The following is a 24,796-nucleotide window of genomic DNA, read 5'->3' on the forward strand; positions in this document are numbered from 1 at the left end:
TAAAGGGGTTTCTCATGTCTGAATCATCCTCGTTGCTCAACCGCATGCTCGACAAAGTCGAGAAGGTCGGCAACAAACTTCCTGATCCAGCCGTCATGTTTTTTGGCTTGCTGATCATTGTTTGGGTCTTCAGCTTCCTGCTTTCCGGCGTACAATTTGATGCGGTGCATCCCTTAACAGGTGAAAACGTTGAAGTCACAAACCTGTTAAGCGGAGCGGCGATGGCAGACTTTCTTGCCAACATGGTCGGCACCTTTATGGGCTTCGCGCCCTTAGGTGTGGTGCTGGTCGCTATGCTCGGTGTCGGTGTTGCCGAACGCAGCGGCTTTATTAATGTTGCCATCAAGCTGATGCTTAACGTGACGCCCAAGCTCCTGCTGACACCTGTGCTGATCCTGATTGCTATTGTCAGCCATACTGCGGTCGATGCCGGCTATGTTCTGGTGATCCCGCTGGGCGGTGTGATTTTCTATGCTGCAGGCCGTCACCCGCTGGCGGGTATTGCCGCTGCCTTTGCCGGGGTCTCGGGTGGTTTCAGTGCTAACTTTGTACCCTCGGCCGTTGATCCGCTGTTACAAGGTTTTACCGAGTCTGCTGCCAAAATTCTCGATCCAGCGATACAGTTAAACCCCTTGAACAACTATTACTTCACCGCGATGTCGTCGATTATTGTGGTCGCCGTCGGCTGGTACCTGACCGACCGTGTGATTGAACCGCGCCTGAGCAAGACTCCGATTGATGGTGATCAGGAAGACATGCCAGCGCTTGACGATGTCACACCACGCGATCGTAAAGCGTTTTATGCCGGTGTTCTGACCATGGTCGTTGGCCTCGCTGCACTGTACTTCGCTGCAACCGCTGAAAATACGCCGCTTGCCGATCCTACAGGTGAGCTGGCCTCCTTTGCAGCGCCGCTGATGCAGATGATTGTGCCGTTAATTTTCCTGCTGTTCATTCTGCCCGGTATCGTACACGGCTATATCTCTGGCAACTTCAGCAACTCCCAGGACGTCATCGGTGCGATGACAAAGTCGATGGAAGGCATGGCCTACTACATGGTTATGGCGTTCTTCTGTGCCTTATTTATTAAGGCCTTTGGCGACTCTAACCTGGGTATCTTATTGTCCATCAAAGGCGCGACCTTCCTTAGCTCGCTCGAGCTGTCCGGCGGCGTGACCATGGTTGGCATAATTTTCCTGGTCGCCTTTATTAACTTGTTTGTCGGCTCAGCGTCCGCCAAGTGGGCGTTGATTTCACCGATTTTCGTGCCGATGCTGATGCAACTTGGTTATTCACCTGACTTAACTCAGGCGGCCTACCGTGTCGGTGACTCCACCAGTAACATCATTACGCCGTTGCTGCCCTACTTCCCGCTGGTTGTGCTCTACTGTCAGCGTTATGTGAAAGATACCGGTATCGGCTCTCTGGTTGCCTTAATGCTGCCCTTTACTGTGAGTCTGCTGGTACTTTGGTCAGCATTTTTGATCGTTTACTGGATGCTCGGTATTCCGCTTGGTATTCAGGCGAATTACATGTACCCAGCGGCGGGTTAAGCCATGACTTACTTTCAGGGCAAAACTGTCTGGCTCACCGGTGCCTCTTCAGGCATCGGTTTAGCCATGGCGCAACAACTGGCTGAGGCGGGAGCTCATCTTATCCTGACCTCACGCCGCGCTGAAGTCCTGGAGCAGGTGCGCACAGCGCTCGCTCATCCTGATCGGCATCGGGTGCTGGCACTCGATTTGAGTCAACCTGAAGCTGCTGCCAGCGAAGCGCAGCAGCAACTCGGTGACCAGGTCATTGATGTTTTGATCAATAACGCCGGCATTTCGCAACGTTCACTGATTCTCGAAACCGACATGCAGGTGTACCGGCAACTGATGGAAATCGACTACTTTGCTGTGATTGCCCTGACCAAGCTGGTGCTGCCACGCATGGTTGAACGGCGCAGCGGCCATATTGTGACGGTATCATCAGTCGCAGGTAAGGTAGGTACCAAATTGCGGAGTGGCTACAATGGCGCCAAATTCGGTGTCATTGGCTTTATGGATTCATTACGGGCAGAAACCGCCGAATATGGGCTTAGTGTCACCTCTATCCTACCCGGTTTTATCAATACTCAGGTTGCGCACAACTCGCTGACCGGTGATGGCTCAGCTTTAGGTGAAGCCGATCCGGATAATGCCGGAGGCATCAGTGCGGAACAATGTGCGCGACGTTCACTGCAAGCGATAGCCGCGCAAAAAGCTGAGGTCGTGGTCGGCTCGGGCCTATCTAAGCTAGCGCCGTTTTTACAGCGCTTCGCTCCAGGTCTGGTAAGGCGGATGATAGCTAAGCGTTAGTCTTTTTGCAGGGCGAAATCGAGCTGCACTTCAACATTCTTGCGTACCACCGGATTCCCATTTTCGTATGCCGGCACATACAGCCAGCCAGCAACAGCATCGCGGGCGGACTGACCGAACGCGGCACTGGTTTCTGATACGATGCGAATATTCTGCGGCCGCCCGTTGCGGCCGACATCGTAAATCAGCTCAACGGAGCCTTCACGACCCGCCTGCGCTTCTGCTGCAGGAAACTCTGGGGTGACCCGAAACAAAGCTTCCTCAACCAAACCGCCACCGAGTTCATTATTCATTTGACCCAGTCGGGTCAGCGCTGCGGTCACTTTCTCGTATTCATCCAAGCGTCCGTAGAAGCTTACCAGACGGTAATAGGCCGCCAACTGCAACTGAATCACTGCCGACTTACCTGCAGCATCAGCAGAAACCACTCGTTCAAGCTTATCGATCGCTGCTTTAAGCCGATCATTGCCAGCGTCTTCCATCGCGGCGTAAAAGGCGGTTTTAATGGTACTTGGGTGATCTTCACCAAGTTGCTCTCTACTGTCCTGGTAAAGTGACGTCCAGAGGTTCGGTCGACTTTGGTTCAGTCTTAATAACTGCTCGGCCATGGCTGTCTTCACTGCCAGGACAAAGGTCGGATTCTCGGTTTTACGGGCACTAAAAATTTCGGCAAACTTCAGCTCATAGTCAGAAATTCTTTCTTCGTTCACCTCTGGCATGGTCTCCAATGCCAGCAATAAAGGATCTAACAGTTCAATCGCCGACGACCCGTACTCATCCTCAAAAACTCTTACCACCAAGGCTGCCAGCGCATGTTGCTGTTCACCTACCCGTTGTGCGGCATCCAACAGCAATAAGTGGTTCAGCGCCAGATTGGCGGTATTAATATGGTCCGCGCCGAAATACTCACGTCCACGCATGTAAGACGCAAATGCTAACTGTTGTAACTCGCTTTTCGGAGTGTTTGGGTCTGCCTCAGCCTGCTGGAAGGCTTGGTACACTTCCTGAAAATTTTGTTTAGCTGATTCCTGCACTACAGGTGCAGCATGGACTGCTGAACTGACCGAGGCACTCATTACTGCAAGGCCAAGAAGTGTTGCCGAAAGCAAAGGACGAAGACGAGAGACTTTGCGATGGGCTGGGATTAAACGGCTATCAGACATACACCTTGATACTCTTGTTATTGTTATGTTTAAAGGATACTAACCCGAGACTCGGCCGGGATCAAAAAAACCCGCACGAATGCGGGTTTTTTAGTCAGTTCTTGCAGCTCAGAAAACTAGACCATGTGCACCAGCATTGAGGTTGGATCCTCAAGAAATTCCTGCCAGCGCTTGTTGAAGCGGGCAATAGTGCCGCCATCAATAATGCGATGATCTCCAGACCAGCTCACCGTCATCAGTTTGCGTGCGACCACGTTGCCATTAGCGTCAAACCGCGGCAGCTCCTGCACTTTGCCTAAGGCGACAATCGCAGCCTCAGGTTTGTTGATGATCGGGGTCGCTACTGTGCCGCCAATTACCCCAATGTTCGAGATAGAAATGGTGCCACCTTTCATGTCTTCCTGCGCAACACGGCCTTCGCGAGCAGATTGCGTCAGACGTGTGACTTCATTGGCCACGTCGATCAGGCTCTTATTCTGCACTTGCTTCACATTTGGCACCAGCAGCCCGATCTTAGTATCAACCGCCATGCCAATATTGTGATCATCAAAATAAGTGATCTCGGTGCAGTCATCGTTGACCTGCGCATTCATGATCGGGAATTCCTTCAGGGCCAGCGACAGCGCCTTGATGAAGAACGGCATCATGGTGATGCGAACACCTTCATCTTTGTAGCGCTCTTTCAGCTGTTTCTGCAGCGCCATCACCGCAGTCAGATCAAATTCATCTGCATAGGTAAAGTGCGGAATGGTGCTGACCGATTCCGTCATGGCTTTGGCCATCGCAGCTTTTACGCCCCGAATTGCCTCAGTTCGCTTACCACCTGCAGGCTTGCTGGTAGAGGTCGTTGCGGCCTGAGCGTCTGCGGCTTGGCTCTGCGCCGCGGCAGCACCGCTGACGTGCTGTTCCACGTCTTCTTTCATGACGCGGCCTTTCGCACCGGAACCTGAAACCTTACTGATGTCCACATCAAGCTCACGGGCGCGACGACGCACCGCAGGGCTGGCAATAGCCTTACCCTGACGAGCAGCAACCGGAGCTTCTGCCTGTCCTTGTTGAGCGGTGCTGGTTGCGGTTGACGCGGCGGCAGCTGGCTGAGCAGAAGAGTCTGACTCTGACGACCCATCGCCGGCAACGCGCACCGCAAAAAGAGGCTCGTGCACTTTGGCAATGTCGCCCTGCTTGTAATAAAGCTTTTCCACCACGCCATGTTCTTTCGCTGGAATCTGCACCAGAGCTTTGTCCGTCATGACATCGACAACGGGCTGGTCTTCTTCAATGGTATCGCCTTCCTGGACTTGCCACTCGACGATTTCACATTCAACAATGCCTTCACCGATATCCGGCAGAATGAAATCAGTCACTGAAGAGCCGGCACTCGATGACTCGGCTGTTGCAGTGGATTGCGGCTGTTCCTCGGCCTTAGCAGCAGGTGCAGCGGCTTCTTCGTCGCTGTCATCTGCCGATTCGACCGCAAACAGCGGCTCATGTACTTTGGCGATGTCACCCTGTTGGTGATAAAGCTTGGTCACGACCCCATCATCTTTGGCTGGGATCTGTACCAGCGCCTTGTCTGTCATAACATCGACAACGGGCTGATCTTCTTTGATGGTGTCGCCTTCTTTGACCAACCACTCGACGATTTCACACTCAACGATACCTTCGCCGATATCCGGTAAAATAAAATCTTTACTCATAAGTCCCGGCCCTCTTAATAGGTCATCGAAGCTTTAATGGCTTCGTAGACTTTCAGGTGATCGACGAAATATTCTTTTTCGTGACACAGTGGATAAGGTGTATCCAGGCCACATACACGGGCAATTGGCGACTCCAGGTACAAGAAACATTTGTCCTGCACTGTAGCAGCTACTTCGCTTGCGAAACCGCTGGTCAGAGGCGCTTCCTGGGTCACCACGAGGCGGCCCGTCTTCATCACTGATTTTGCCACGGTTTCGGCATCCCACGGCAGCAGGCTTACGAGGTCAATAATCTCGCAATCGATGCCGTCTTCGGCCGCTTTATCGGCAGCTTTTTCGGCCATTTCGACCTGCGCGCCCCAGGCAACAATCGTCAGATCCTTACCTTCACGCACAACGTCTGCCTTACCAAGCTCAAGACTGTACTCTTCCTCAGGCACCTCACCGGTAGAGGCACGGTACAGGCGCTTAGGCTCCATAAATAATACTGGGTTTGGATCAAAGATTGCGCTCAGCAACAAACCTTTGGCCATATACGGGTTGCGCGGCATGACAATTTTCAGACCCGGGGTATGCGCAAAATAAGCTTCCGGGGATTGCGAATGATAATGTCCGCCTGCGATGCCACCGCCATAAGGTGTGCGAATCGTCAGACCGCCAACATTAAACTCGTTACCGGAACGGTAGCGGAATTTAGCGGACTCGTTTACGATTTGGTCAAACGCAGGAAAAATGTAATCACCGAACTGAATCTCAGCAATCGCATAACTGCCTTGTGAGGCCAGACCGTTAGCAAAACCCAGAATACCCTGCTCGACCAGTGGCGTATTAAAGTTACGATGACGCCCGTATTTTTCTGTCAGTCCGGAGGTTGCCCGGAACACGCCACCAAAAGAGCCGGTGTCTTCACCAAAACTATAGACTTTCTCACTTTTTGCCATCGCGATATCAAGTGCGCTATTGATGGCCTGTAATAAATTCATCTTCGCCATTACTTCTCTCCCCCATCAATGCGTGACGCTGTTTTCGGGTACGCTTCAGGGTACTTACGAATATGCGCTTTCAATTGCTCGAGCTGCTCTTTGAGCTGCTGAGGCGGGGTGTCATAAACGTCATTGATAAGCTCATCAATATGTGGCGCAGGCACTTTCTCGGCCTTTTTCAGTGCCGCGAGTACTGCCGCTTTCTTTTCGGCAAAGATCTCTTCGGCGTCTTTTTCCGTGAGCCATTTCTTCTTAATCAAGTAGGTCTGGAAGCGTGCCAGCGGGTCTTTAGCACGCCATGCATCTTCTTCGTCACGAGTACGGTACCCGGTTGGATCATCCGAAGTTGAATGACCCGCCATACGATACGACATGCCCTCAATCAGCACCGGCTCGTTGTCTTCCACAGCAAGCTTGCGCGCCATTTGCGTCGCCTGGTAGACAGCGAGAATGTCGTTGCCGTCAACACGAATGGTCTTCATACCATAAGCCACACCGCGCGGAGCAATACCATCGCCGGCATACTGTTCACCCTGTGACGGGGTCGAGATAGCGTAACCATTGTTACGACAGAAGAATATCGCCGGTACTTTGTAGACCGCAGCCATATTCAGTGCCGCGTGGAAGTCACCTTCCGAGGCTGCGCCTTCACCAAAGTAACAAATCGTACAGGTGCCCGACTTGTCCATTTTCTGGCCAAAGGCATAGCCGGTAGCTTGTGGGATTTGCGTCGCCAATGGCGAGGCAATGGTCATAAAGTTAAGTTCTGCGGAGCCGTAGTGCACTGGCATCTGACGACCTTTGCCCAGGTCGCGCTCGTTTGAGAACAACTGATCCATGAACTGCTCAACAGTAAAACCGCGATAAGCTAAAGCGCCTTGTTCACGGTATTGACCCATGATCATGTCACCGTCATCAAGCGCCGCCGCTGAACCTATACTTGCGGCCTCTTCACCAAGCGAAGACAAATAGAAACTGATGCGGCCCTGTCGTTGTGCAGCGATCATGCGCTCATCGAGGATACGAATGAACTGCATGGTATCGAACATCTTCAGTGCCAGCTCTTTATCGAGCTCAGGTACCTGAGCACCCTTTTGCACAGTGCCGTCCTCTTTGAGGATTTGAAGCATTGGAATCTTTAACGCTGAACCGTCGATAAACTTCGGTTCGGTCACGATTTCAAGCTGGTGTTGTTTATCCTTTGCCATAACTTTCTCGTTCTCAGAAAAATTGCGCTCACTTTACCTTTACGTCAACTGACATGCAAATAGGTGAGCGTGCTCATAGTATAAAATCAGACCAGTTGCAGCCGTTCCAGCGGAATATCAACGACCGTTAACAGTGCCCTCTGGCCCAGCGCTACATTAGCGTTGGGGAAAATAATACGCTCGCCAGCCTGCTCGACCCGATACTCTTTGCTGCCATCAGTGGCAAGCAACTGCCCCTGCTTGAACGGCGTGAAATTCGCCACATCATCCGGGAAATATAATTTGAAATCCTCAACTGTACGGTTAATTGTACGGCATACATCAAAAACTTTGGTGCGTTGCGGATCAAACTCGGGCAGGTCCAGCTCAGCTTCACAAATCAGTTTAGTGAACATCTTCTCGGCTGCTGCAAACTTACTACGATCGTTCTCGCCAAAGGGTTTTACTTTACCCAGCTCAACCGTAAAGGCATCGGCCCGGTGGGTACGGACACTGTAATAACTAAAGGTTGTCGTCGGTGCCTGATTTAACAGGATGGTAGTGACCCCACATTCAGCCAAAAAGGTAAGCTGGTCTTTTTTATAAGGGCCGCCATGGGTAAATGGGTAGACGCCAAACTTCTCGTACTGAGAATCGCGAATGGCAGTATGCAAATCGTAATGGTAGCGACGCCGCTCGCCGCTTGGAGCATCGTCAAAGAACGCACTGACGTAATGCTCAATGTTCGCCGCGCGCTTATGTTCAGGACTGTGCCCTTTTTCATGAGCACCGCTAAATAAGCGGTTCATGTTCATATCAACAAAGCGTTTGTTGATGGCAATGGCTGCTGGGTTAGCAATCAAAAACAGGGTGCGTTGCACGGGTTTAATCGAGCCACGCATGATGCCATGGATCATATCGCGAACGATCTCAATGGGTGCGGTTTCGTCACCGTGTACAGCACAGGAATACACCACATCTTTGCTGCCAGGTTCGCTCGGTTCAATCACCACCACGCCGTAATCCTGAAAGATAATCTGGCCGCCGTCATAGGCTAAGGTTTGATTCAGTAGCTGCACGTCATCGGTCAACTGCTCACCGCCGTAGCCTGAAACCGTCCACTCGAGTACATCAACATCATTCAACTTCACGTTCCAACTCCTGTTGTTTTATCCGTCCTGGTTCCAGCCCTTTGGTCGCTAGCAGTGCCCGCAGCACTCTTGAGCGGTATTCCCGTCGATACAGTACCGATACGACCACCACCGTCGAAGCAACAAACAACACCGGATGCAGAAACCAGCATAGAAATGCCAGCGCAAAGTAATAGGCCCGTAAACCATTATTGTATTCATGTCCGGCCTGATCAAATACCTTCGCCGCCTGCCGGGCAAAGGTATCACGCTGCTCGTCAGAAAAATCGGTGCTGCGATACTGCGGTGCAGCGCCTAGCAATACCGAAACAAAACCAAACTGGCGTATCGCCCAGGTGAATTTGAAAAATGCGAAAACAAAGATAAGCGCCAGACACGCAAGTTTAAATTGCACTTTGTCCGAAGAGGTTGCTGCAGTGAAGGGCAAAGACTCCAGCACAATGACCACCTTATCCGCTGACGCTAATAAGGTGAGCACACCCGCTAACACCAGCACGGTTGATGAGGCAAAAAAGGTCACCACTCGCTCGACATTACCCAAAAGCGCCGCATCAGCGATCTGGTGCTCTTTGCGCGTCAAGGTCATCATCCAGTCAATTCGTAACTGGCGTAAAATATGGGACAAGCTATAGGTGGTGCGGGCACGAATTCTGGCAAATTGGGTGTAGAAAACCCAAACTGAAACAAAAAATGCCAGAGTTACAATATCGAGTGTCGTTAAACTCATGCTATTGACCTTGCGCTGACAGCATTAGTGGAAGTCGCAACGGCCTGCAAAGCAACGCTGCGACTTCGTTCATCATTGTAAGGTCTCTAGTTTACCATTATGTGACGGCATTGTCCGAGTCGGATTTTGGTGCTGGCTTTTCAGCCAGACCGTACCAGGACAGCATGGTTTTCACGCCGCGCTTGGTATCATCGAGGATGAGATACAAACATGGAATCAGCAACAAGGTGATGACGGTCGCAAATAAAATACCAAACGCCAGCGATATCGCCATCGGTATAACCATCTTCGCTTGCAGACTCTTCTCTAACACGATCGGTAACAGGCCAAAGAAAGTGGTTAAGCTGGTCAGGATAATCGCCCGGAAACGCGCCGCCCCGGCATCCTGTACCGCGGTCCGTAACGCGACCCCTTCTTTGCGTGCCTGGTTGACGTAGTCCACCATGACCAGAGAGTCATTTACCACAACACCGGCCAGGGCGATGATACCAAACAAACTCAGGATCGAAATTGGCATCCCCAATATCCAGTGGCCGACGACTGCACCTATCATTCCGAACGGAATCACCGACATAATGATCAGCGGTTGGCTGTAAGACTTCAATGGAATTGCCATTAGCGCATAAATCGCAAACAACGCCAGCATAAAACCGATCGCCAATGAGCTGGTCGCTTCCGCCTCATCCTGAGACGCGCCCTCGAGCTGGAAACTCACTGACGGGTATTGGTCCAATATCGGCTGAATGTGGTTCTCGCGAACCTGCTGCACGACTTCAAACGGTTCAATCCGGTCCTTATCCACCCGCGCCCGCACATTTACTGACCGCTCGCGGTCAATACGGGTGATGGTGTTGTAGCCTTTGGCGAACCGAATCTCTGCCAATTCAGTAAAGGGAATGAGATCGCCGTTTGCCGTGCGCAGTTTCATATCTTCAAGGTTACCCACGGACTGACGCTCTTCCAGCGGGTAACGCACCATGACCCGAACTTCTTCATCACCGCGTTGTATACGCTGTGCCTCAGCACCGTAGAAGGCGTAGCGAACCTGATTAGCAAGATCACTTAAGGTAATGCCCATGGCCGTAGCCAGAGGCTTCAGCTCCAGGATGATCTCATCATTACCTGCGCCAAAGGTATCCTCAATATCGAACACACCATCGAATTGGCCTAAGGCTTCCTTAATCTGTTTCGCGGCTGCTGAAAGTTGGCCAAGATCATCGCCGGCCAACTGGAACTCGACATCAAAGCCGCCTCCACCGCCGATGCTACCCTGGAAGTTAATAGCTTTCACGCCGGCAATTTCAGGTGTGGCTTCGCGCCAACGATTAATAATGGCAAAGCCATCAATGTCGCGCTCCTCACCTTTGGCTAACTCGCTCATCACCATGCCGTTGGTGGTGCCACTTAACCATGTCGTGGTATGACGAACGACATCTTCACCCTGTTCCTCTTTAACGTCCTCATTTACTTTCATCAACGAGGCCGTCAATGTCTCCAGCGCATTGATGGTTGCTTCTTCCGACGAGCCTGGCTGCATTTCGATGCTGGTACGAATGAAGTCGCTTGGGATATTGGGGAAAAATACCCAGCGCACAACGCCGCCGCTGATCAAGCCGATCATCAAAATAAACATGGCGATGAACGACGCCAAAGTGGTATAGCGATAGTGCAGACACTTTTTCAGGAAAGGACGATAGTAACGCTCAACAAATACCCGCAGACTATCCGATATTTTATTCCGGACACGTTGAAAAGCATTCTGTTTTTCATTGCCGGATTTACTGAATTTCATCGCCGCAATGTGCGCTGGAAGAATTAATTTCGACTCCACCAGTGAGAAGGCAAGACAGAGAATAACCACTATCGCAATGGACTCCCAAATTGCCCCCATACCACCATCCACCATCAGCATGGGGATGAACGCAACCATAGTGGTCAGAACCCCGAAGGTTGCTGGGATGGCAACTTTTTTGGCGCCCCGCACCACGTTATCAGTGGTTTTGCCGTATTTCTCAATTTCAGAGTAGGCACTTTCCCCGATGACGATGGCGTCATCGACCACAATACCGAGTACCAGTATGAAGCCAAACAGACTGATCATGTTGATGGAAATATCAAACATCGGCAGTGGCATCAGGGCAATGGTTCCCAGGAAGCAGATAGGAATACCGATCATGACCCAAAATGCCAAGCGCAGCTGCAAAAAGAGCGACAGCATCAGAAATACCAGCAAACCACCGTAGATCATATTGTCCGTCATCAGATCCAGACGGCCCTGCAGGTAATATGAGGAGTCTCCCCAATGGGCGACTTTAATTTCCGGCGGCAATTCTTTCTGTTTGCGATCGATATAATTACGCACCACTTCAGCCACGGCCAGGTCATTCTGATCGCCCACAGAATTGACTTTAACAAAGGTCGCGGGCTTGCCATCAAAGCGCGTAAACCGTCGACGCTCAATAAATTCATCTTTCACCTGAGCGATGTCGCCAAGGGTCAGGCGGGTACCATCGGGTCGGTTAATGAGAACAATATTCTCGTATTCCTCACCAAAGTAAGCCTGATTATTGGCACGCAACAAAATGTCGCCGTTAGGCGTCCGGATAGAGCCGCCGGCAACGTCGATGGAGGTCCCGCGAACCGCATTTACAACCTGCTGGAAGGTCAGGTTATAGCGCTGCAGATCCTGCTCTGAGATCTCAATTGAGATCTGATAGTCCCGGGCACCGACAACCTCTACTTTGGTTACCCCACCTATCGATTTCAGGTCGTCTCGGATCGACTTCGCCAGTTCCTTCTGGCTGCGCTCAGTCATATCACCGTAAACACTTATCCAAATGACTTCACGTTGCGGGCGCACCCGATAAATATTTGGGTTCTCAATTTGCTGTGGGAAGTTCGGGATCGCGTCCACGAGCATTTTTACTTCGTCCATGACCACCTGCGGGTCATAGCCACTTTCTACTTCAACGGAAACAGAGCCTCCGCCTTCCCGTGCTGTTGACACAATACGCTCAACGCCATCGACGTCTTCGAGTGCGTCTTCAATGAGCACCAGAACACCCTGCTCCACTTCTTGTGGCGCAGCGCCCGGGAACGGAACCTGAATACTGATGTTATTCAGTTCGATTTCAGGAAACATCTGTTTGCGAACTTGCGACACCATAAAAATACCCGTGATGATGATTAACAACATCAGCAGGTTAGCGGCGACACGGTTATTCGCCCACCAGGCGATGAGACCCGTCTCTTTGTTTGGCTCAGGAGCTTGATTTGGCATTGGCATGGTTTTCGTCCTTACTCGTCAGCTGAGCTATCAGAAGACGCACTGTTCACTGCGTTCGACTCATTGGAGTCACCTGAACCTTCCATTTGCTCGGGTAAGGGGTCGCTGGGTAAACGTACTTTCATACTCGGCAGTGCATTACTGAGCTGCGTCAATACTACGGTATCGCCTGGGTTCAGTCCCTCGCTCACGATGACCTGATTCTCTTCAGCACGCAGCACCTCAACATGAGTACGCTGCAAGCGACGGTCCTCGCCGACTAACCAGACATTGCCATCTGCGGTGAGTGCGTAACGCGGGATCCGGTAGACGTTCTCGACGAAAATCCCTTCGATCTCAAGCGCCACAAACCGACCGAAGCGCAAGATATGCTCATGACTCTGGCCGTTGCGATTATAAGGGTCGCGCACCTCAACCACACCGTAGATAACGCGGCTTGAACTATCGAGTACGCCTTCACTGCGCACCAGTTTCCCTTGCCAGAAATAGTTCTGTCCTGCCACTTGCGAGGTCAAACGCACCTCAGGAAAATCTGCGGTCTGCCCTGCTTCCGGAAGGTTAAGATAGGCCAGATCGCGGTCGCTCAGTGGCACCCGTACTTCGGCGACTTCAGTCCCCATCATCTGGGCAATCTGACTACCCACATTCACGTACTGCCCTAAATCAACGCCTTTGCTTTGTAAAACACCATCGAAAGGCGCACGTACGATAGTGCGATCCAGATCCCGTTGCGCTTTAGCAACAGCGGCTTCCGCGGATTGCATGGCGGCTACAGCGCTGGCGACCTGAGGTTTACGTAAACCTAAGTCTGGAATCTCGCCTAATTGCAGAGACTCCCATTCTTCCCGAGCCACTTCCGCACGTGCACTTTCTTCCGCTAAAGCCGCCTTTGCCTGAGCCAGATTGGCTTTAGCATTTTGCAGCGCAACTTCATAGTCGCGACTGTCAATTTTTAACAACATGTCGCCTTTTTTGAAAAAGCCACCGTTGTGGAAGTTCGTTGCCGTTTCAATCACCTGCCCACTGACCTGAGCAATCAGGTTGGTGGTCTGCTTGGGCATCACATTCCCCTGCCCACTTACCAGCAGGTTGATGCTCTCTGGTTCCGCCTGTTGTACCTCCACCAGCACCGCAGGACGTTCCTTTGCCCGCATCGGCAGTTGGGGTCGCAGCATGCTCAACGCCATAACTAAGGCTACAGCGACAAGAATTATAATAGGCGGCAAGAGCGCACGTTTTTTGAAAGTCATCGAGATCATTCCGGTTTAACATGAAGATGGCGCATAGTATGCGCCATCTATGAGGGATTATTAAGACAGATTATGTTGCGAGTTGTAACAACTGAAACATTAACCGTTCAGTAAGTAACTTTCACCGGCCTCAATCGCCCGTGGTCCGCCAGCTAGCAGCACGACGTCGCCTTTTTGCAGTTTAAAATCGCCGTGCACTTCGCTGAACTCATCACTGCCACGACGCACAGATTTCACCTGAATGGCTAGCTCATCCAGGCCAAGTTGGGCAAGCTCCTTGCCACAGGCATAGGCGTTGTCGGACAACTGCACAGCGTGTAAGAACTGCAACCGATCGATTTTTTCCGGATCCATATCCGTGGTTTCGCCCGGATAGAAGCCATGCATATCGCCGTAATGGGAACGCCGCGCCTGATCCAGCCGGGCCAGAATACGGCGGATTGGAATGCCAGTACGGCTTAAGATCTGAGACACTAACATGAGGCTTGCCTCTAAGGTGTCCGGAACCACCTGGGTCGCCCCGGCGTTCATCATGTCTTCCAGGCGCAAATCATCCCGCGAGCGTACAATGACCTCGGCGTGTTCGTTGATCTCACGAATGGCTTTCAGTACTTCCAGAGCTTTTTGATCTTCAGCAAAGGTGATGATAATCAGCTCTACCTGGTCGGCATGTACCGCTTTCAGAATATCGCGGCGGGCGCCATCACCAAAAAATACATTGGCACCACCGGCAATAGCCTCCTGCACTCGCTTACTATCGTGATCAATAGCCAGATGCGGAATTTGTTCGTTGGTCAGGAAGCGACTGACGGTTTGTCCTACCCGCCCAAAGCCAAGCACCAGTACCCGCTTCGGCTCAGAGACGTCAGGTTGTTGAATATCGTCAGCGGCGGTCGTTTTAACTTTTCTCAGCAAGGGTTTAACCAGCTCACGGCAGCGTTGAATAATAACCGGTGTTACTGCCATACCCAGCACACCAACCCCGACCAGGAGCGAGGCGATATCCTGCGGCAGGAGCGCAAAAGAAAGTGCGAGCGAGACCAATACAAAACCAAACTCGCCCATTTGGAACAGCATCAGGCCGGCGCCCCAGGCATCTTCTTCGCGTTCATCCATAAAGCCTGCCAGAGCGCGGATGACCAGCATTTTGATTAAGCCAATGAGGACCACACCCAGCGCAATCCAGTGCAGGTTGTTTAAAAACACCATCAGGTTCAGCTGCATGCCGACGGTAATAAAAAACAAGCCCATCAAAATGTCCCGAAACGGACGAATATCCGCCTCGAGCTGGTGTTTATACTTACTCTCGCCTAGCATCATGCCCGCCAGAAATGCGCCTAAGGCCATCGACAGTCCGAATAAATGGGTCATGCCCCCTGCCACCAGCGCCACCAGCAAGGTGGCGAGAACAAAAAGTTCATCGGTGCGCAGTCGAGCGATCTCGCGGAAGATATGCGGCAGTACCCATTTTCCGATCGCCATCAACAGCACCACTACGCCAGCGCCTTTCAGGAGCGCAATACCAAGACTCTCCCAAATACTTACTTCAACCGAAGTGCTGGCCAGTAACGGGATAATAATCAGCATCGGGACCACGGCAATATCCTGGAACAATAGGACAGCAACCGTGGCCTGGCCTTTACGGGTCGTTAACTGAGAAGACTCGCCAAGTTGTTTGATGACGACAGCGGTAGAACTCAGCGCTAAGGTACCACCGATCACCATCGCCGCGATCCAGTCAGCAGTGAACAGATAGGCCAAACCGGCAAAGAGCAAGGAACAGATCACCACTTGCCCGGCGCCAAGACCAAATACCAGGCGCCGCATAGCAATCATTTTTGGCAATGAGAACTCAAGCCCCAGTGAGAACAGTAGCAGCACCACACCCAGTTCGGCGATAAAGTGGTATTCATCAGGATCTTTAATCCAGGCGGTAACATCAGGACCGGCGACAATCCCGGCGACCAGGTAGGCTAAAATTGCCGGTAATTTGATCCGCCGAAAGGCCCAGACTAAAACTACGGCAATGGCGAGTAATAATAAGACGTCTGCGAAAGCTCCGTTCACGTTGATTTCCTCTGAAGATAGAGACCTAAACAAATCAAGCTTAAGCCGATAACCGTGCTCACTTGGATAACTTCGCCAAGTATAGAGTAAATAAGTAACAGACTGATGAATGGGCTAAGAAAAATCAACATTGACAGCTGCGAAGTTTTCTCGGCCGTGCGCATTGCCGTTAACCACAGCAGAAAGGTCACGCCCATCTCAAACATGCCCACATAGCCCGCCGCCAACCATGCCCGCCACTCGGTCCAGGGCAACGGCCGTGGGTCGAGCGCCACTGCTACCGCCAGGGCGATGGTACCGAAAGCAAAACACCAGAACATCGCTGGAATGGGGGCATCAGTATTTTTAGTGTTGATCAGCCAGTAGCTTGCCCAAAGTAGCGTACTTAACAGCGCTAAGCCAATTCCCAGCCAATTGGTTTGGGAAAAGTCCCAGTGCCCGCCAGTTGCGATCAGCACCACACCGGCATAAGCCACCACCATAGCTACCAACTCCCGTAAGCTAAGCCGTTGCTGCAACATGGGCACGGCTAGCAATGCCATGGTAATCGCCCAGGTATAATTGATCGCCTGCGCCTGCTGCGCCGGTAATTGATCATAGGCTGCGAAAAGCACCCAATAGTAGATAAAAGGATTGAGCAGCCCTTGCAGACAATAAAACAGCCAACGCTGCCGCCCCAGCGCCATGGTCTCCCGGAAGCGGCCCTGCCACATGAGTAACAGGAAAAAAATCAGGGTACTGATCAGGGCTCCTAAGAACAGCAAATGCAGAGGGGATAGATAGGTCAGCGCAATTTTAAAGGCGGTCGCCACCGTTGACCATAGCCCTACCGCAGCTATCCCAAAGGCCAAGGCACGCTTTTGATTTTTTACAAGCGGAGCTGGACCAGCTGTCATAGTGAGCTCCTCGCTAAACGGCCGGGCGTTGTTCCAGGACAAGGTGGCGTGACGGTGTACGCTTCACGATGAAGTCGCCCCAGGCAACTTGCGGGCGTTTGTCATTTTGCGTATGAATCATCTGCAGCCGCAGTTGTTCCAGCTGCGCGTAAGATGGCATGCCAGCGCCCTGTTGCTCCAGCCATGCCCGTAGCAGTGCTCGCTGGCTGGCGGCGGAGTGAGACCGTAAAGGGTCAACGGCTAAGGCGCCAGCAGCATCCACATAGCTCGTTAACTGGTCTTGCAGTAACTCATCCAGTACCTGTTGCTGTTCAGCGCATAGGCGCGCGCTGCGCAGCACTGCATCGCCGAACTGCGGCCAGCGCTGCTCGAGTTTCGGCACGACCTCATGACGTAAGTAGTTGCGATCAATAGCAGTATCGAAATTGGTCTCATCCTCGATCCAATGCAGCTGATGCTGCCTGGCGTAGGCATAGATTTGCGCTTTACTAACCCCCAGTAGCGGCCTTAGCCAGCGTTGCTGAGCTTTTTGCTGCGTTCCTGGCCGCGAGCTCAGCTGTGCCATTGCCGCCAGACCTTTTGGACCAGCGCCTCGTTTAAGCTGGAGTAAAAACGTCTCAATTTGATCATTGCGATGCTGACCCAGCAGAAATACCGCATCATCACTGGCCAGCTCGCTCAGACGCTGGTAGCGAGCGTCCCGCCCTGCAGCCTCTTTACTGATACGTGAGCCCTGGCTGACCCGAAGCTGTTCACAATACATGGGGAAATTTCGCCGCTGGCAATCCTCCACCAGACTTTGCGCCCAGGCCCCTGATGAAGGGTGAAATTGATGATCAAGATGAATGGCTAAATAACTGAACTGAGGGTGTTCAGTGCGCCAGCGATCAAGTAAATCGAGAATGGTCTGCGAATCTGCGCCACCGCCTAAGCAAGCGATCAGCTGTTGCTGAGGGTGCAGCTCTACCTCTTGCAGAGCTGCACAAAATTGCGGATATAAGTCGTTTGCCTCAGCACTCACAAGGGACTAACAATAACCAAATGACATGAGCTTCTGATAGCGTTGCTCAAGTAAAGCAGTGCGATCCAGGCCTTTCAGTTCACCTAAATCTTTGAGCAGGCGTTGTTTCAGCCGTTGCGCCATTTCCTCAGCGTCGCGATGCGCGCCACCCAGAGGTTCTTCGATGATCGCATCGATCAGGCCCAGCTCGAGGCTGCGACCAGCAGTCACCCCCATAGCTTCAGCAGCAATCGGGGCTTTGTCCGCGCTTTTCCAGAGAATTGAGGCGCAGCCTTCTGGCGAGATCACTGAGTACGTTGAGTACTGCAACATGTTCACCCGGTCGCCGACGCCAATGGCCAGAGCTCCACCTGAACCACCTTCACCAATAACGGTACAGACGATCGGCACATTCAAACGCGCCATCACTTTCAGGTTTCGTGCAATAGCTTCAGATTGCCCACGCTCTTCTGCACCAATTCCCGGATAGGCCCCGGGGGTGTCGATAAAGGTGATGATAGGCATTTTGAAGCGTTCAGCCATTTCCATCAGGCGCATGGCTTTGCGATAACCTTCAGGCTTGGGCATACCAAAGTTACGACGAATCTTTTCTTTCGTCTCACGACCTTTCTGATGGCCGATAATCATTACCGGCTGACCATCAAGGCGGGCAGTCCCGCCGACAATGGCGCGGTCGTTCGCAAACGCGCGGTCACCGGCCAGCTCATCAAAGTCCGTAAAGATGGACTGGATATAATCAAGCGTGTAAGGGCGCATCGGATGACGCGCCATCTGGGCAACCTGCCAGGCGCCGAGATCGCCGAAAATTTTCTCGATTAATTGCTCGCGCTTTTCCTGTAGCTTGGCAATCTCTTCTTCAATAGAAATATCAAAGTCACCCTTTGCACCAACGGCTTTTAGTTCTTCGATTTGTGCTTGCAGTTCTGCAATGGGTTTTTCGAACTCTAAAAATTGCAAATTCATTTGGACTCCCGTGAGCAACATCGCCTCGATGCGTGTTGCAAATCAAAATTCTAGCGCAATATGTTTCGCACCTAGCTGCTGTTCCAGTTCGTATAACAGCTCGTCTTCCGGTGTAATATACCATTCTGTCGCGGCCTGATAGCTCGCACTTACGTCTGGGCGCTGATAATCAAATACCAATGGGCAAGCGCCGCCGCGATACGCTTCCAGAGTTGCAACCAGGCGCTTAAACCCGGGCCCTTCCAGGTGCTCTGGGCGTAACCTTAAGCGCAATCCCTTAGCGTACTGTTCGCGCATGCCGGTAATTGTCATAACTTCTCTGGCGGTCATTGTATTGCCACCAGAGTAATCATCAAAGCTGACCTCTCCTTTTATGACCAAAATTCTGTCTTTGGCCAGAAATTCTTCATAGGATTCGTAATCTTGTGCGAAAAAGCGTACATCAAAACGTGCTGTTTTGTCATCTAAGGTCACAATAGCCCAGCGCGCGCCTTTTTTATTCACCATCACCCGCATATCTATCACCAGCCCCGCGATGGTGGTCATCTGATCGCGGCCCGTAGGTCTTACATCGGCCAGATTGCAGGGCACATAATTACGCAGCTCTTTACGGAATCTGTTGATCGGGTGTCCGGTTAAGTATAGTCCAAGCGTCTCCCGTTCGCCGTCAAGCCATATCGCTTCCGGCCATTCGGCCACTTGTTCAAACTCATGCTCGATGGCATCCGTTTCAGCAGCGGTGGTTAACACACCGAACAGGTCGGACTGGCCAATGGCTTCGGCACGGGCGTGCTGCTCGGCCTGGCGCATGGCCTTTTCCAGAGTTGCCATCAAAGCTGCGCGATGCGGTCCCAATGAATCCATTGCGCCGGCACGGATAAGCTTCTCCATAACCCGGCGATTCAGACGCTTCAGATCGACCCGACAGCAAAAATCAAATAAGTCGGTAAAAGCGCCGCCCTCGTTACGAGCTGCCAGAATAGCTTCGATCGGCGCTTCCCCGACACCTTTAATGGCGCCAATGCCATAAACCACATGACCTTGCTCATCGACGGTAAATTTATATTGACCAACATTCACATCTGGCGGCAACAACTTCAGCCCCAGCTGCTCGCACTCATCGACCAGAGTCACAATTTTGTCAGTATTGTCCATATCCGCGGACATCACTGCCGCCATGAATTCTGCCGGGTAATGGGTTTTCATCCACAGGGTCTGATAGGACACCAGGGCATAGGCCGCGGAGTGTGACTTGTTAAAGCCGTAGCCCGCAAACTTCTCTACCAGGTCAAAGATCTTCATCGCCAGATCAGGGTCGATGCCGGTGTTCTTGGCACCTTCGGCAAATACCGCCCGTTGCTTGGCCATTTCTTCCGGTTTTTTCTTACCCATGGCGCGCCGCAACAAATCAGCACCACCGAGGGAGTAACCAGCCAGAACCTGCGCAATCTGCATGACCTGTTCCTGGTAGAGAATAACCCCGTAAGTAGGCTCCAGGATCGGCTCCAGCCACTCGTGCTGATAATCTTTGTCCGGGTAGGAAATTGGCTCGCGACCGTGCTTCCGGTCGATGAAGTTGTCGACCATTCCGGACTGCAGTGGTCCCGGGCGAAACAGCGCCACTAATGCGATAATGTCTTCAAAGCTGTCGGGCAGCATTTTCTTGATCAACTGTTTCATGCCGCTTGATTCAAGCTGAAACACTGCTGTGGTCTGCGCCTTTTTCAGCAGCTTAAAGCAGGCCGGATCGTCAAGCGGTATCTTATCGATGACGATGGCGTGCTCGCCACGCTTCGCACGCTGAGCATTGACCATGTCGAGTGCCCACTGAATGATGGTCAGCGTACGTAAGCCAAGAAAGTCGAATTTCACCAGACCCGCAGCTTCAACGTCGTTCTTATCAAACTGCGTGACCGGTTGCTTGCCCTCTTCGTCGCAATACAAAGGCGAGAAATCAGTAATTTTCTTTGGTGCAATCACCACGCCACCGGCGTGCTTGCCAGCGTTACGGGTGACGCCTTCCAGAATGCGGGCCATATCGATGAGATCGCGGACATCTTCGTCCTGATCGTAAACCTCGACCAGGCGCGGCTCGACGTCAAAGGCCTTGGCCAGCGTCATGCCCGGATCGCCGGGAACCAGCTTGGTAATTTTATCGACGAAGCCATAGGGATGGCCCAGCACCCGCCCCACGTCCCGGATCGAAGCTTTCGCTGCCATGGTGCCGAAGGTGATGATTTGCGATACGGCCTCGCGCCCATACAAATCGGCGACGTGATCGATCACCTCATCGCGACGGTCCATACAAAAGTCGATGTCAAAGTCGGGCATTGAGACCCGTTCCGGGTTAAGGAAACGTTCGAAGAGCAAATCGAGCTCTAACGGATCCAGGTCCGTGATCTTCAGCGCGTAAGCGACCAACGAGCCCGCACCTGAACCACGCCCCGGCCCGACCGGAATATTATTGTCTTTCGACCACTGAATAAACTCCATGACAATCAGGAAGTAGCCGGGAAAGCCCATCTGATTAATCACGTCGAGTTCTATTTTTAAGCGTTCATCATAAGATTTGCGCTGTTCCAGACGTTCGCTTTCGTCGGGAAACAGCTGCACTAAGCGCTGCTCAAGACCCTCTTGTGATTTCTTCACCAGGAAGTCTTCCGGCGTCATACCGCCAGTCGGAAATTCCGGCAGCACATATTCGTCCAGAGTAATGGTGACATTGCAGCGCTTAGCAATTTCGACAGTATTGGCCAGCGCCTCCGGCAGATCGGCGAACAACTCGGCCATTTCTTCCGGGCTCTTAAGGTATTGTTCCTGAGTGTATTTTTTAGGGCGGCGCTTGTCATCAAGGGTATAGCCATCGGCCACAGCGACCCTGACTTCGTGCGCGTGAAAATCTTCCTGCTTTAAAAAGACCACTTCATTAGTGGCGACAACGGGCACGTTCTGCGCGGCGGCCAAGGCTACTGCAGCATGCAGGTAATCATCTTCCTGGGGACGGCCAGTACGTAGCAGCTCAAGATAAAAGCGATCAGGAAAATGCTGTTGATAAAAAGCCAGCTCGGTTTCAGCTTCAGCAAAGCGGTTCTGCAGTAACTTACGACCGACATCCCCTTCCCTGCCGCCACTTAATAACAGTAAGCCTTCCGCGTGTTCCGCTAACCATTCTTTGTTCACACAGGGACGGCCCTGCCGATGCCCCGCCAGATAACCGCGGCTAATCAACTGGGTCAGTTGCTGATAACCGGCATTGTTCATGGCTAATGCCGTCAGCCGAAAAGGCTGCTCCTGACTGTCGGCAGTCCACCCCTCGGGTAGCACCCAGAGATCACAGCCGACGATGGGCTTGAGTCCTTTACTGTGGGTGGTTCGGTAAAACCGGACCAGACCACACATATTCATTTGATCCGTCACCGCCAGTGCTGGCATGCCTTTTGCAGCTGTGGCCTCGCAAATCGGTCCGACTTTTGCCAGGCCATCGATCATCGAGAAGTCGCTGTGAACGCGTAAATGAATAAACTGGGGAGCTGAAGTTTGCACTGGTTCTGTCATGCGCCTTTATCATTGTCGGAAAGTCGAACATCAACTCCTATTGTGCCGTATGCGTTGCGCTATGTCATTCTTCAGATTCTGATTCCCCGGAAAAACCTCCAAGCCTTGATTTATTGCTGGAAAAATGAGCTTATAGGAAACATGAAATTTACCTGTTGAAGGTCTCAATTGGAGCAAACGTCATGTTAAAACGCCCGATTTACTCGTCTTTGTTGGTGTTCAGTCTGCTTATTCCCGGGGTTTCTGTTGCGGCAGATGATGCGCATGAAATCGAAACCATCAGTACTGGCCACCGCTTTACCGAGGGCCCGCTTTGGTATAATAACCAACTCTGGTTCTCCGATATTCCAAATACTACCGTTTATACATGGAGTCCCGACGGCACTACAGAAGTTGCCGTCCGCCCCTCAGGCCAAGCCAACGGTCTGGCTTTAGATAACGACCAGCGTTTACTCATGGCGCAACATAGCACTCGGCGCATCGCACGGCTGAATGACGATGGCAGCCAAACTGCATTAGCCAGCTCCTATCAGGGCAATCGGCTGAATAGTCCCAATGATCTTACCGTTGCCGCCGATGGCAGTATTTACTTTACCGATCCGCCCTTTGCCATTGCCGAAGAAGACAACGAGCTTGGCTTCGCTGGCGTCTTCAAAATCTCCGCAACAGGCGAACTCAGCTTGTTAGATGATGCGCTGGAATTGCCGAATGGGATTGCCTTAAGCCCCGATCAAACCACGCTCTATGTTAACGATGCCTATCAATGGATAATTTATGCCTACGACCTGGGGCCCAACGGAGTATCCAACAAACGCACTTTTGCCCGGCTTGAAGGCACGTATGATCAGGGTATGGATGGCATCAGCGTGGCCAGCGACGGTACGCTCTATGTTGCCGGCCCAGAGGGAATTTACACCTACGCAGCCGACGGTGAACTATTGGAAATCATTGAGTTACCTGATTTTACGTCGAACGTTGCTGTGGTTGAGACCGACAGCCGTGTTCTCTACGTGACCAATCAGACTGAGGTGCTTAGAATTAAACTCAACAAGTAAACAACCAAGGTTCAGTAACCTAACAGGAAAGTCTATGCGAAAGTCAGCTTTATTCAATCGTCTTGCCGTGCTGCCACTGGCATTGATCAGTGTTTTTGCGCAGGCCGCGGAAGAAACAGAAGCCACCCTCAATGCCTATGCTGCTGGCTACGTTGCAGGCTTTACCTGTAGCGCGACCTTTAATGGCAATAAGAATGCTGAGCAAATCCGGGAACATGAGTTAGGTGGCATATATCCACTGATTGCAGAGCGGGTAGAACAGTTGACGGCTGAGGTAAACCAGCAACATAAATGGGTCCGGGTTAAATACGATAATGGCGCCCGTGAACGCATTTCAGTGTGGCGGCCTAAGCTGGGTTGTGTTGACCTTCCCGTCGGCGCAACTCTTGAGGCAGAGCGACATTTGGCGAACCCGTTTGCCACATCGCCTACGCCAGCACTGGATAGCGGCGCGCCCTGGCAGCTGGATGAAACTCCATTAACGGAAGCGCAGCAGCAAGCTCTTGCCGCTGTGGTTGAGCAAGCTTTTAGCAAGCATTACGGCGCCGGCGCCCGCACCTCAGCAGTCATTGTTGCCACTCCTGAACATCTGCTCGCGGAGCGCTATTTAGAAGGATTCACACCGGAGACAGCGCAGCGAACCTGGTCCGTTGCCAAAAGTATTGGCGCCAGTGTTATCGGTGCCGCGGCCTATCAACGCTTACTGGAAGTTAGTGAGCCCGCAGCATTAGCGAACTGGTCTCACCCAGCAGATCCACGCGCTGCAATTACACTAGAGAATTTACTGCATATGGCCTCGGGCCTGGATAGCAATCAAGCGGGAAATCGCACCGACCGAGTCTATATGGGCGGCGGTCTGGTCAGTGATACCGCCACTGAGACCGCGCTTGAGGTCACCCCCGGAGAGCGCTGGAAATACGCCAATAACGACACTATGCTAGCGCTGCGTACCCTGCGCGAACGCTTTGCAACCCTTGACGATTATCTGCGCTTTCCATTTGTTGCGCTGCTGGACAAAATCGGTATGCAGCACACCTACCTTGAAACGGATTGGCAAGGTGACTTTATTCTCTCCTCGCAAGTCTGGACCACGGCGCGTGATTTAGCTCGTCTTGGTGTACTTCATCTGAATAACGGTGTCTGGCATGGTGAGCAATTGCTGCCGGAAGACTGGCTGGCTTACATTAGTAGTGAAGCTCCAGCACAACCGCCCACAGGAAGCCCAGGCTATGGCGCGCAGTGGTGGTTATACAACGAACGTTTTCCCGAGCTGCCTGATGATACTATTGCAGCGCGCGGGAATCGCGGCCAGTTTCTGGTCATTATCCCAAGTCGGAATCTGATTGTGGTTCGCCGTGGTTACGATTTCGCAGGACAAGCTGGATTTAACGAACACGATTTCACCCGCGACGTACTTCGTGCATTAGCAACTAAAACGGCTCAGTAACAAGGA

Annotated in this window: 17 protein-coding genes; 4 read left to right on the forward strand and 13 right to left on the reverse strand. The window is 52.2% G+C overall.

Annotated elements, in window-relative coordinates:
* Nucleotides 1-14 precede the first annotated feature (14 nt).
* Both J6J34_RS10945 and J6J34_RS10950 read left to right on the forward strand, forming a co-directional pair.
* A complete protein-coding gene (locus tag J6J34_RS10945) occupies nucleotides 15-1,553 on the forward strand; it encodes an AbgT family transporter (RefSeq protein ID WP_301774096.1) in 1,539 nt (512 codons plus the stop codon).
* A gap of 3 nt (nucleotides 1,554-1,556) precedes the next feature.
* Nucleotides 1,557-2,342, forward strand: a complete 786-nt coding sequence (locus J6J34_RS10950; protein WP_301834760.1) for an SDR family oxidoreductase — start codon at nucleotides 1,557-1,559, stop codon at nucleotides 2,340-2,342.
* Here the strand turns inward: J6J34_RS10950 and J6J34_RS10955 are convergent.
* The 13 genes from J6J34_RS10955 to dnaE form a co-directional block, all read right to left on the reverse strand.
* The gene (locus tag J6J34_RS10955) at nucleotides 2,339-3,505 is read right to left on the reverse strand and encodes an energy transducer TonB (protein ID WP_301721892.1); all 1,167 of its coding nucleotides are present in this window, start codon (nucleotides 3,503-3,505) and stop codon (nucleotides 2,339-2,341) included. The genes J6J34_RS10950 and J6J34_RS10955 overlap by 4 nt on opposite strands.
* A 116-nt stretch (nucleotides 3,506-3,621) precedes the next feature.
* A complete protein-coding gene (locus tag J6J34_RS10960) occupies nucleotides 3,622-5,202 on the reverse strand; it encodes a dihydrolipoyllysine-residue acetyltransferase (RefSeq protein WP_301834758.1) in 1,581 nt (526 codons plus the stop codon).
* A 14-nt stretch (nucleotides 5,203-5,216) separates the two neighbouring features.
* Nucleotides 5,217-6,194 (reverse strand): alpha-ketoacid dehydrogenase subunit beta, encoded by a 978-nt coding sequence (locus J6J34_RS10965; protein ID WP_301721889.1) that lies wholly within the window; start codon nucleotides 6,192-6,194, stop codon nucleotides 5,217-5,219.
* Complete coding sequence (locus tag J6J34_RS10970; protein WP_301721887.1) at nucleotides 6,194-7,393, reverse strand: thiamine pyrophosphate-dependent dehydrogenase E1 component subunit alpha; 1,200 nt, start codon at nucleotides 7,391-7,393, stop codon at nucleotides 6,194-6,196. The genes J6J34_RS10965 and J6J34_RS10970 overlap by 1 nt, the downstream gene beginning before the upstream one ends.
* A gap of 86 nt (nucleotides 7,394-7,479) precedes the next feature.
* The gene (gene astE, locus J6J34_RS10975) at nucleotides 7,480-8,517 is read right to left on the reverse strand and encodes a succinylglutamate desuccinylase (RefSeq protein WP_418055183.1); all 1,038 of its coding nucleotides are present in this window, start codon (nucleotides 8,515-8,517) and stop codon (nucleotides 7,480-7,482) included.
* Nucleotides 8,510-9,250 carry a DUF599 domain-containing protein gene (locus J6J34_RS10980; protein ID WP_301721883.1) on the reverse strand — a complete coding sequence of 247 codons (741 nt, stop codon included), beginning with the start codon at nucleotides 9,248-9,250 and terminating at the stop codon, nucleotides 8,510-8,512. The genes astE and J6J34_RS10980 overlap by 8 nt, the downstream gene beginning before the upstream one ends.
* A gap of 97 nt (nucleotides 9,251-9,347) precedes the next feature.
* Nucleotides 9,348-12,530, reverse strand: a complete 3,183-nt coding sequence (locus J6J34_RS10985) for an efflux RND transporter permease subunit (RefSeq protein ID WP_418055182.1) — start codon at nucleotides 12,528-12,530, stop codon at nucleotides 9,348-9,350.
* Between the two features lie 17 nt (nucleotides 12,531-12,547).
* Complete coding sequence (locus tag J6J34_RS10990; protein ID WP_301899031.1) at nucleotides 12,548-13,711, reverse strand: efflux RND transporter periplasmic adaptor subunit; 1,164 nt, start codon at nucleotides 13,709-13,711, stop codon at nucleotides 12,548-12,550.
* 174 nt (nucleotides 13,712-13,885) lie between these two features.
* A complete protein-coding gene (locus J6J34_RS10995; RefSeq protein WP_301899032.1) occupies nucleotides 13,886-15,853 on the reverse strand; it encodes a monovalent cation:proton antiporter-2 (CPA2) family protein in 1,968 nt (655 codons plus the stop codon).
* Nucleotides 15,850-16,749: a DMT family transporter gene (locus J6J34_RS11000; RefSeq protein WP_301774090.1), complete on the reverse strand. Its 900-nt coding sequence runs from the start codon at nucleotides 16,747-16,749 to the stop codon at nucleotides 15,850-15,852. The genes J6J34_RS10995 and J6J34_RS11000 overlap by 4 nt, the downstream gene beginning before the upstream one ends.
* A 13-nt stretch (nucleotides 16,750-16,762) precedes the next feature.
* On the reverse strand, nucleotides 16,763-17,770 hold the full coding sequence (gene tilS, locus J6J34_RS11005) for a tRNA lysidine(34) synthetase TilS (RefSeq protein ID WP_301899033.1): 1,008 nt from the start codon (nucleotides 17,768-17,770) through the stop codon (nucleotides 16,763-16,765).
* A 6-nt stretch (nucleotides 17,771-17,776) separates the two neighbouring features.
* Nucleotides 17,777-18,733, reverse strand: a complete 957-nt coding sequence (gene accA / locus J6J34_RS11010; protein WP_301721874.1) for an acetyl-CoA carboxylase carboxyl transferase subunit alpha — start codon at nucleotides 18,731-18,733, stop codon at nucleotides 17,777-17,779.
* Nucleotides 18,734-18,775: 42 nt separating this feature from the next.
* The gene (gene dnaE / locus J6J34_RS11015) at nucleotides 18,776-22,288 is read right to left on the reverse strand and encodes a DNA polymerase III subunit alpha (protein WP_301721873.1); all 3,513 of its coding nucleotides are present in this window, start codon (nucleotides 22,286-22,288) and stop codon (nucleotides 18,776-18,778) included.
* Nucleotides 22,289-22,470: 182 nt separating this feature from the next.
* On the opposite strand from dnaE, the gene J6J34_RS11020 reads away from it, so the two are divergent.
* Both J6J34_RS11020 and J6J34_RS11025 read left to right on the forward strand, forming a co-directional pair.
* On the forward strand, nucleotides 22,471-23,343 hold the full coding sequence (locus tag J6J34_RS11020; RefSeq protein ID WP_301721872.1) for an SMP-30/gluconolactonase/LRE family protein: 873 nt from the start codon (nucleotides 22,471-22,473) through the stop codon (nucleotides 23,341-23,343).
* Nucleotides 23,344-23,377: 34 nt separating this feature from the next.
* Nucleotides 23,378-24,790: a serine hydrolase domain-containing protein gene (locus J6J34_RS11025; RefSeq protein WP_301899034.1), complete on the forward strand. Its 1,413-nt coding sequence runs from the start codon at nucleotides 23,378-23,380 to the stop codon at nucleotides 24,788-24,790.
* The last annotated feature ends 6 nt before the right edge of the window (nucleotides 24,791-24,796 follow it).

The organism is Pseudidiomarina terrestris, assembly GCF_030466405.1.
Classification (GTDB): Bacteria; Pseudomonadota; Gammaproteobacteria; order Enterobacterales; family Alteromonadaceae; genus Pseudidiomarina; species Pseudidiomarina terrestris.

What these genes read in the sequence shown, in the direction of transcription:
- dnaE (WP_301721873.1), bottom strand. Translation starts at nt 22,288, where the DNA reads ATGACAGAACCAGTGCAAACTTCAGCTCCCCAGTTTATTCATTTACGC.
- J6J34_RS11020 (WP_301721872.1), top strand. Translation starts at nt 22,471, where the DNA reads ATGTTAAAACGCCCGATTTACTCGTCTTTGTTGGTGTTCAGTCTGCTT.
- J6J34_RS10960 (WP_301834758.1), bottom strand. Translation starts at nt 5,202, where the DNA reads ATGAGTAAAGATTTTATTTTACCGGATATCGGCGAAGGTATCGTTGAG.
- J6J34_RS10990 (WP_301899031.1), bottom strand. Translation starts at nt 13,711, where the DNA reads ATGCTGCGACCCCAACTGCCGATGCGGGCAAAGGAACGTCCTGCGGTG.
- J6J34_RS10945 (WP_301774096.1), top strand. Translation starts at nt 15, where the DNA reads ATGTCTGAATCATCCTCGTTGCTCAACCGCATGCTCGACAAAGTCGAG.
- J6J34_RS11025 (WP_301899034.1), top strand. Translation starts at nt 23,378, where the DNA reads ATGCGAAAGTCAGCTTTATTCAATCGTCTTGCCGTGCTGCCACTGGCA.
- J6J34_RS10980 (WP_301721883.1), bottom strand. Translation starts at nt 9,250, where the DNA reads ATGAGTTTAACGACACTCGATATTGTAACTCTGGCATTTTTTGTTTCA.
- J6J34_RS10965 (WP_301721889.1), bottom strand. Translation starts at nt 6,194, where the DNA reads ATGGCGAAGATGAATTTATTACAGGCCATCAATAGCGCACTTGATATC.
- J6J34_RS11000 (WP_301774090.1), bottom strand. Translation starts at nt 16,749, where the DNA reads ATGACAGCTGGTCCAGCTCCGCTTGTAAAAAATCAAAAGCGTGCCTTG.
- J6J34_RS10985 (WP_418055182.1), bottom strand. Translation starts at nt 12,530, where the DNA reads ATGCCAAATCAAGCTCCTGAGCCAAACAAAGAGACGGGTCTCATCGCC.
- J6J34_RS10950 (WP_301834760.1), top strand. Translation starts at nt 1,557, where the DNA reads ATGACTTACTTTCAGGGCAAAACTGTCTGGCTCACCGGTGCCTCTTCA.
- accA (WP_301721874.1), bottom strand. Translation starts at nt 18,733, where the DNA reads ATGAATTTGCAATTTTTAGAGTTCGAAAAACCCATTGCAGAACTGCAA.
- J6J34_RS10970 (WP_301721887.1), bottom strand. Translation starts at nt 7,393, where the DNA reads ATGGCAAAGGATAAACAACACCAGCTTGAAATCGTGACCGAACCGAAG.
- J6J34_RS10955 (WP_301721892.1), bottom strand. Translation starts at nt 3,505, where the DNA reads ATGTCTGATAGCCGTTTAATCCCAGCCCATCGCAAAGTCTCTCGTCTT.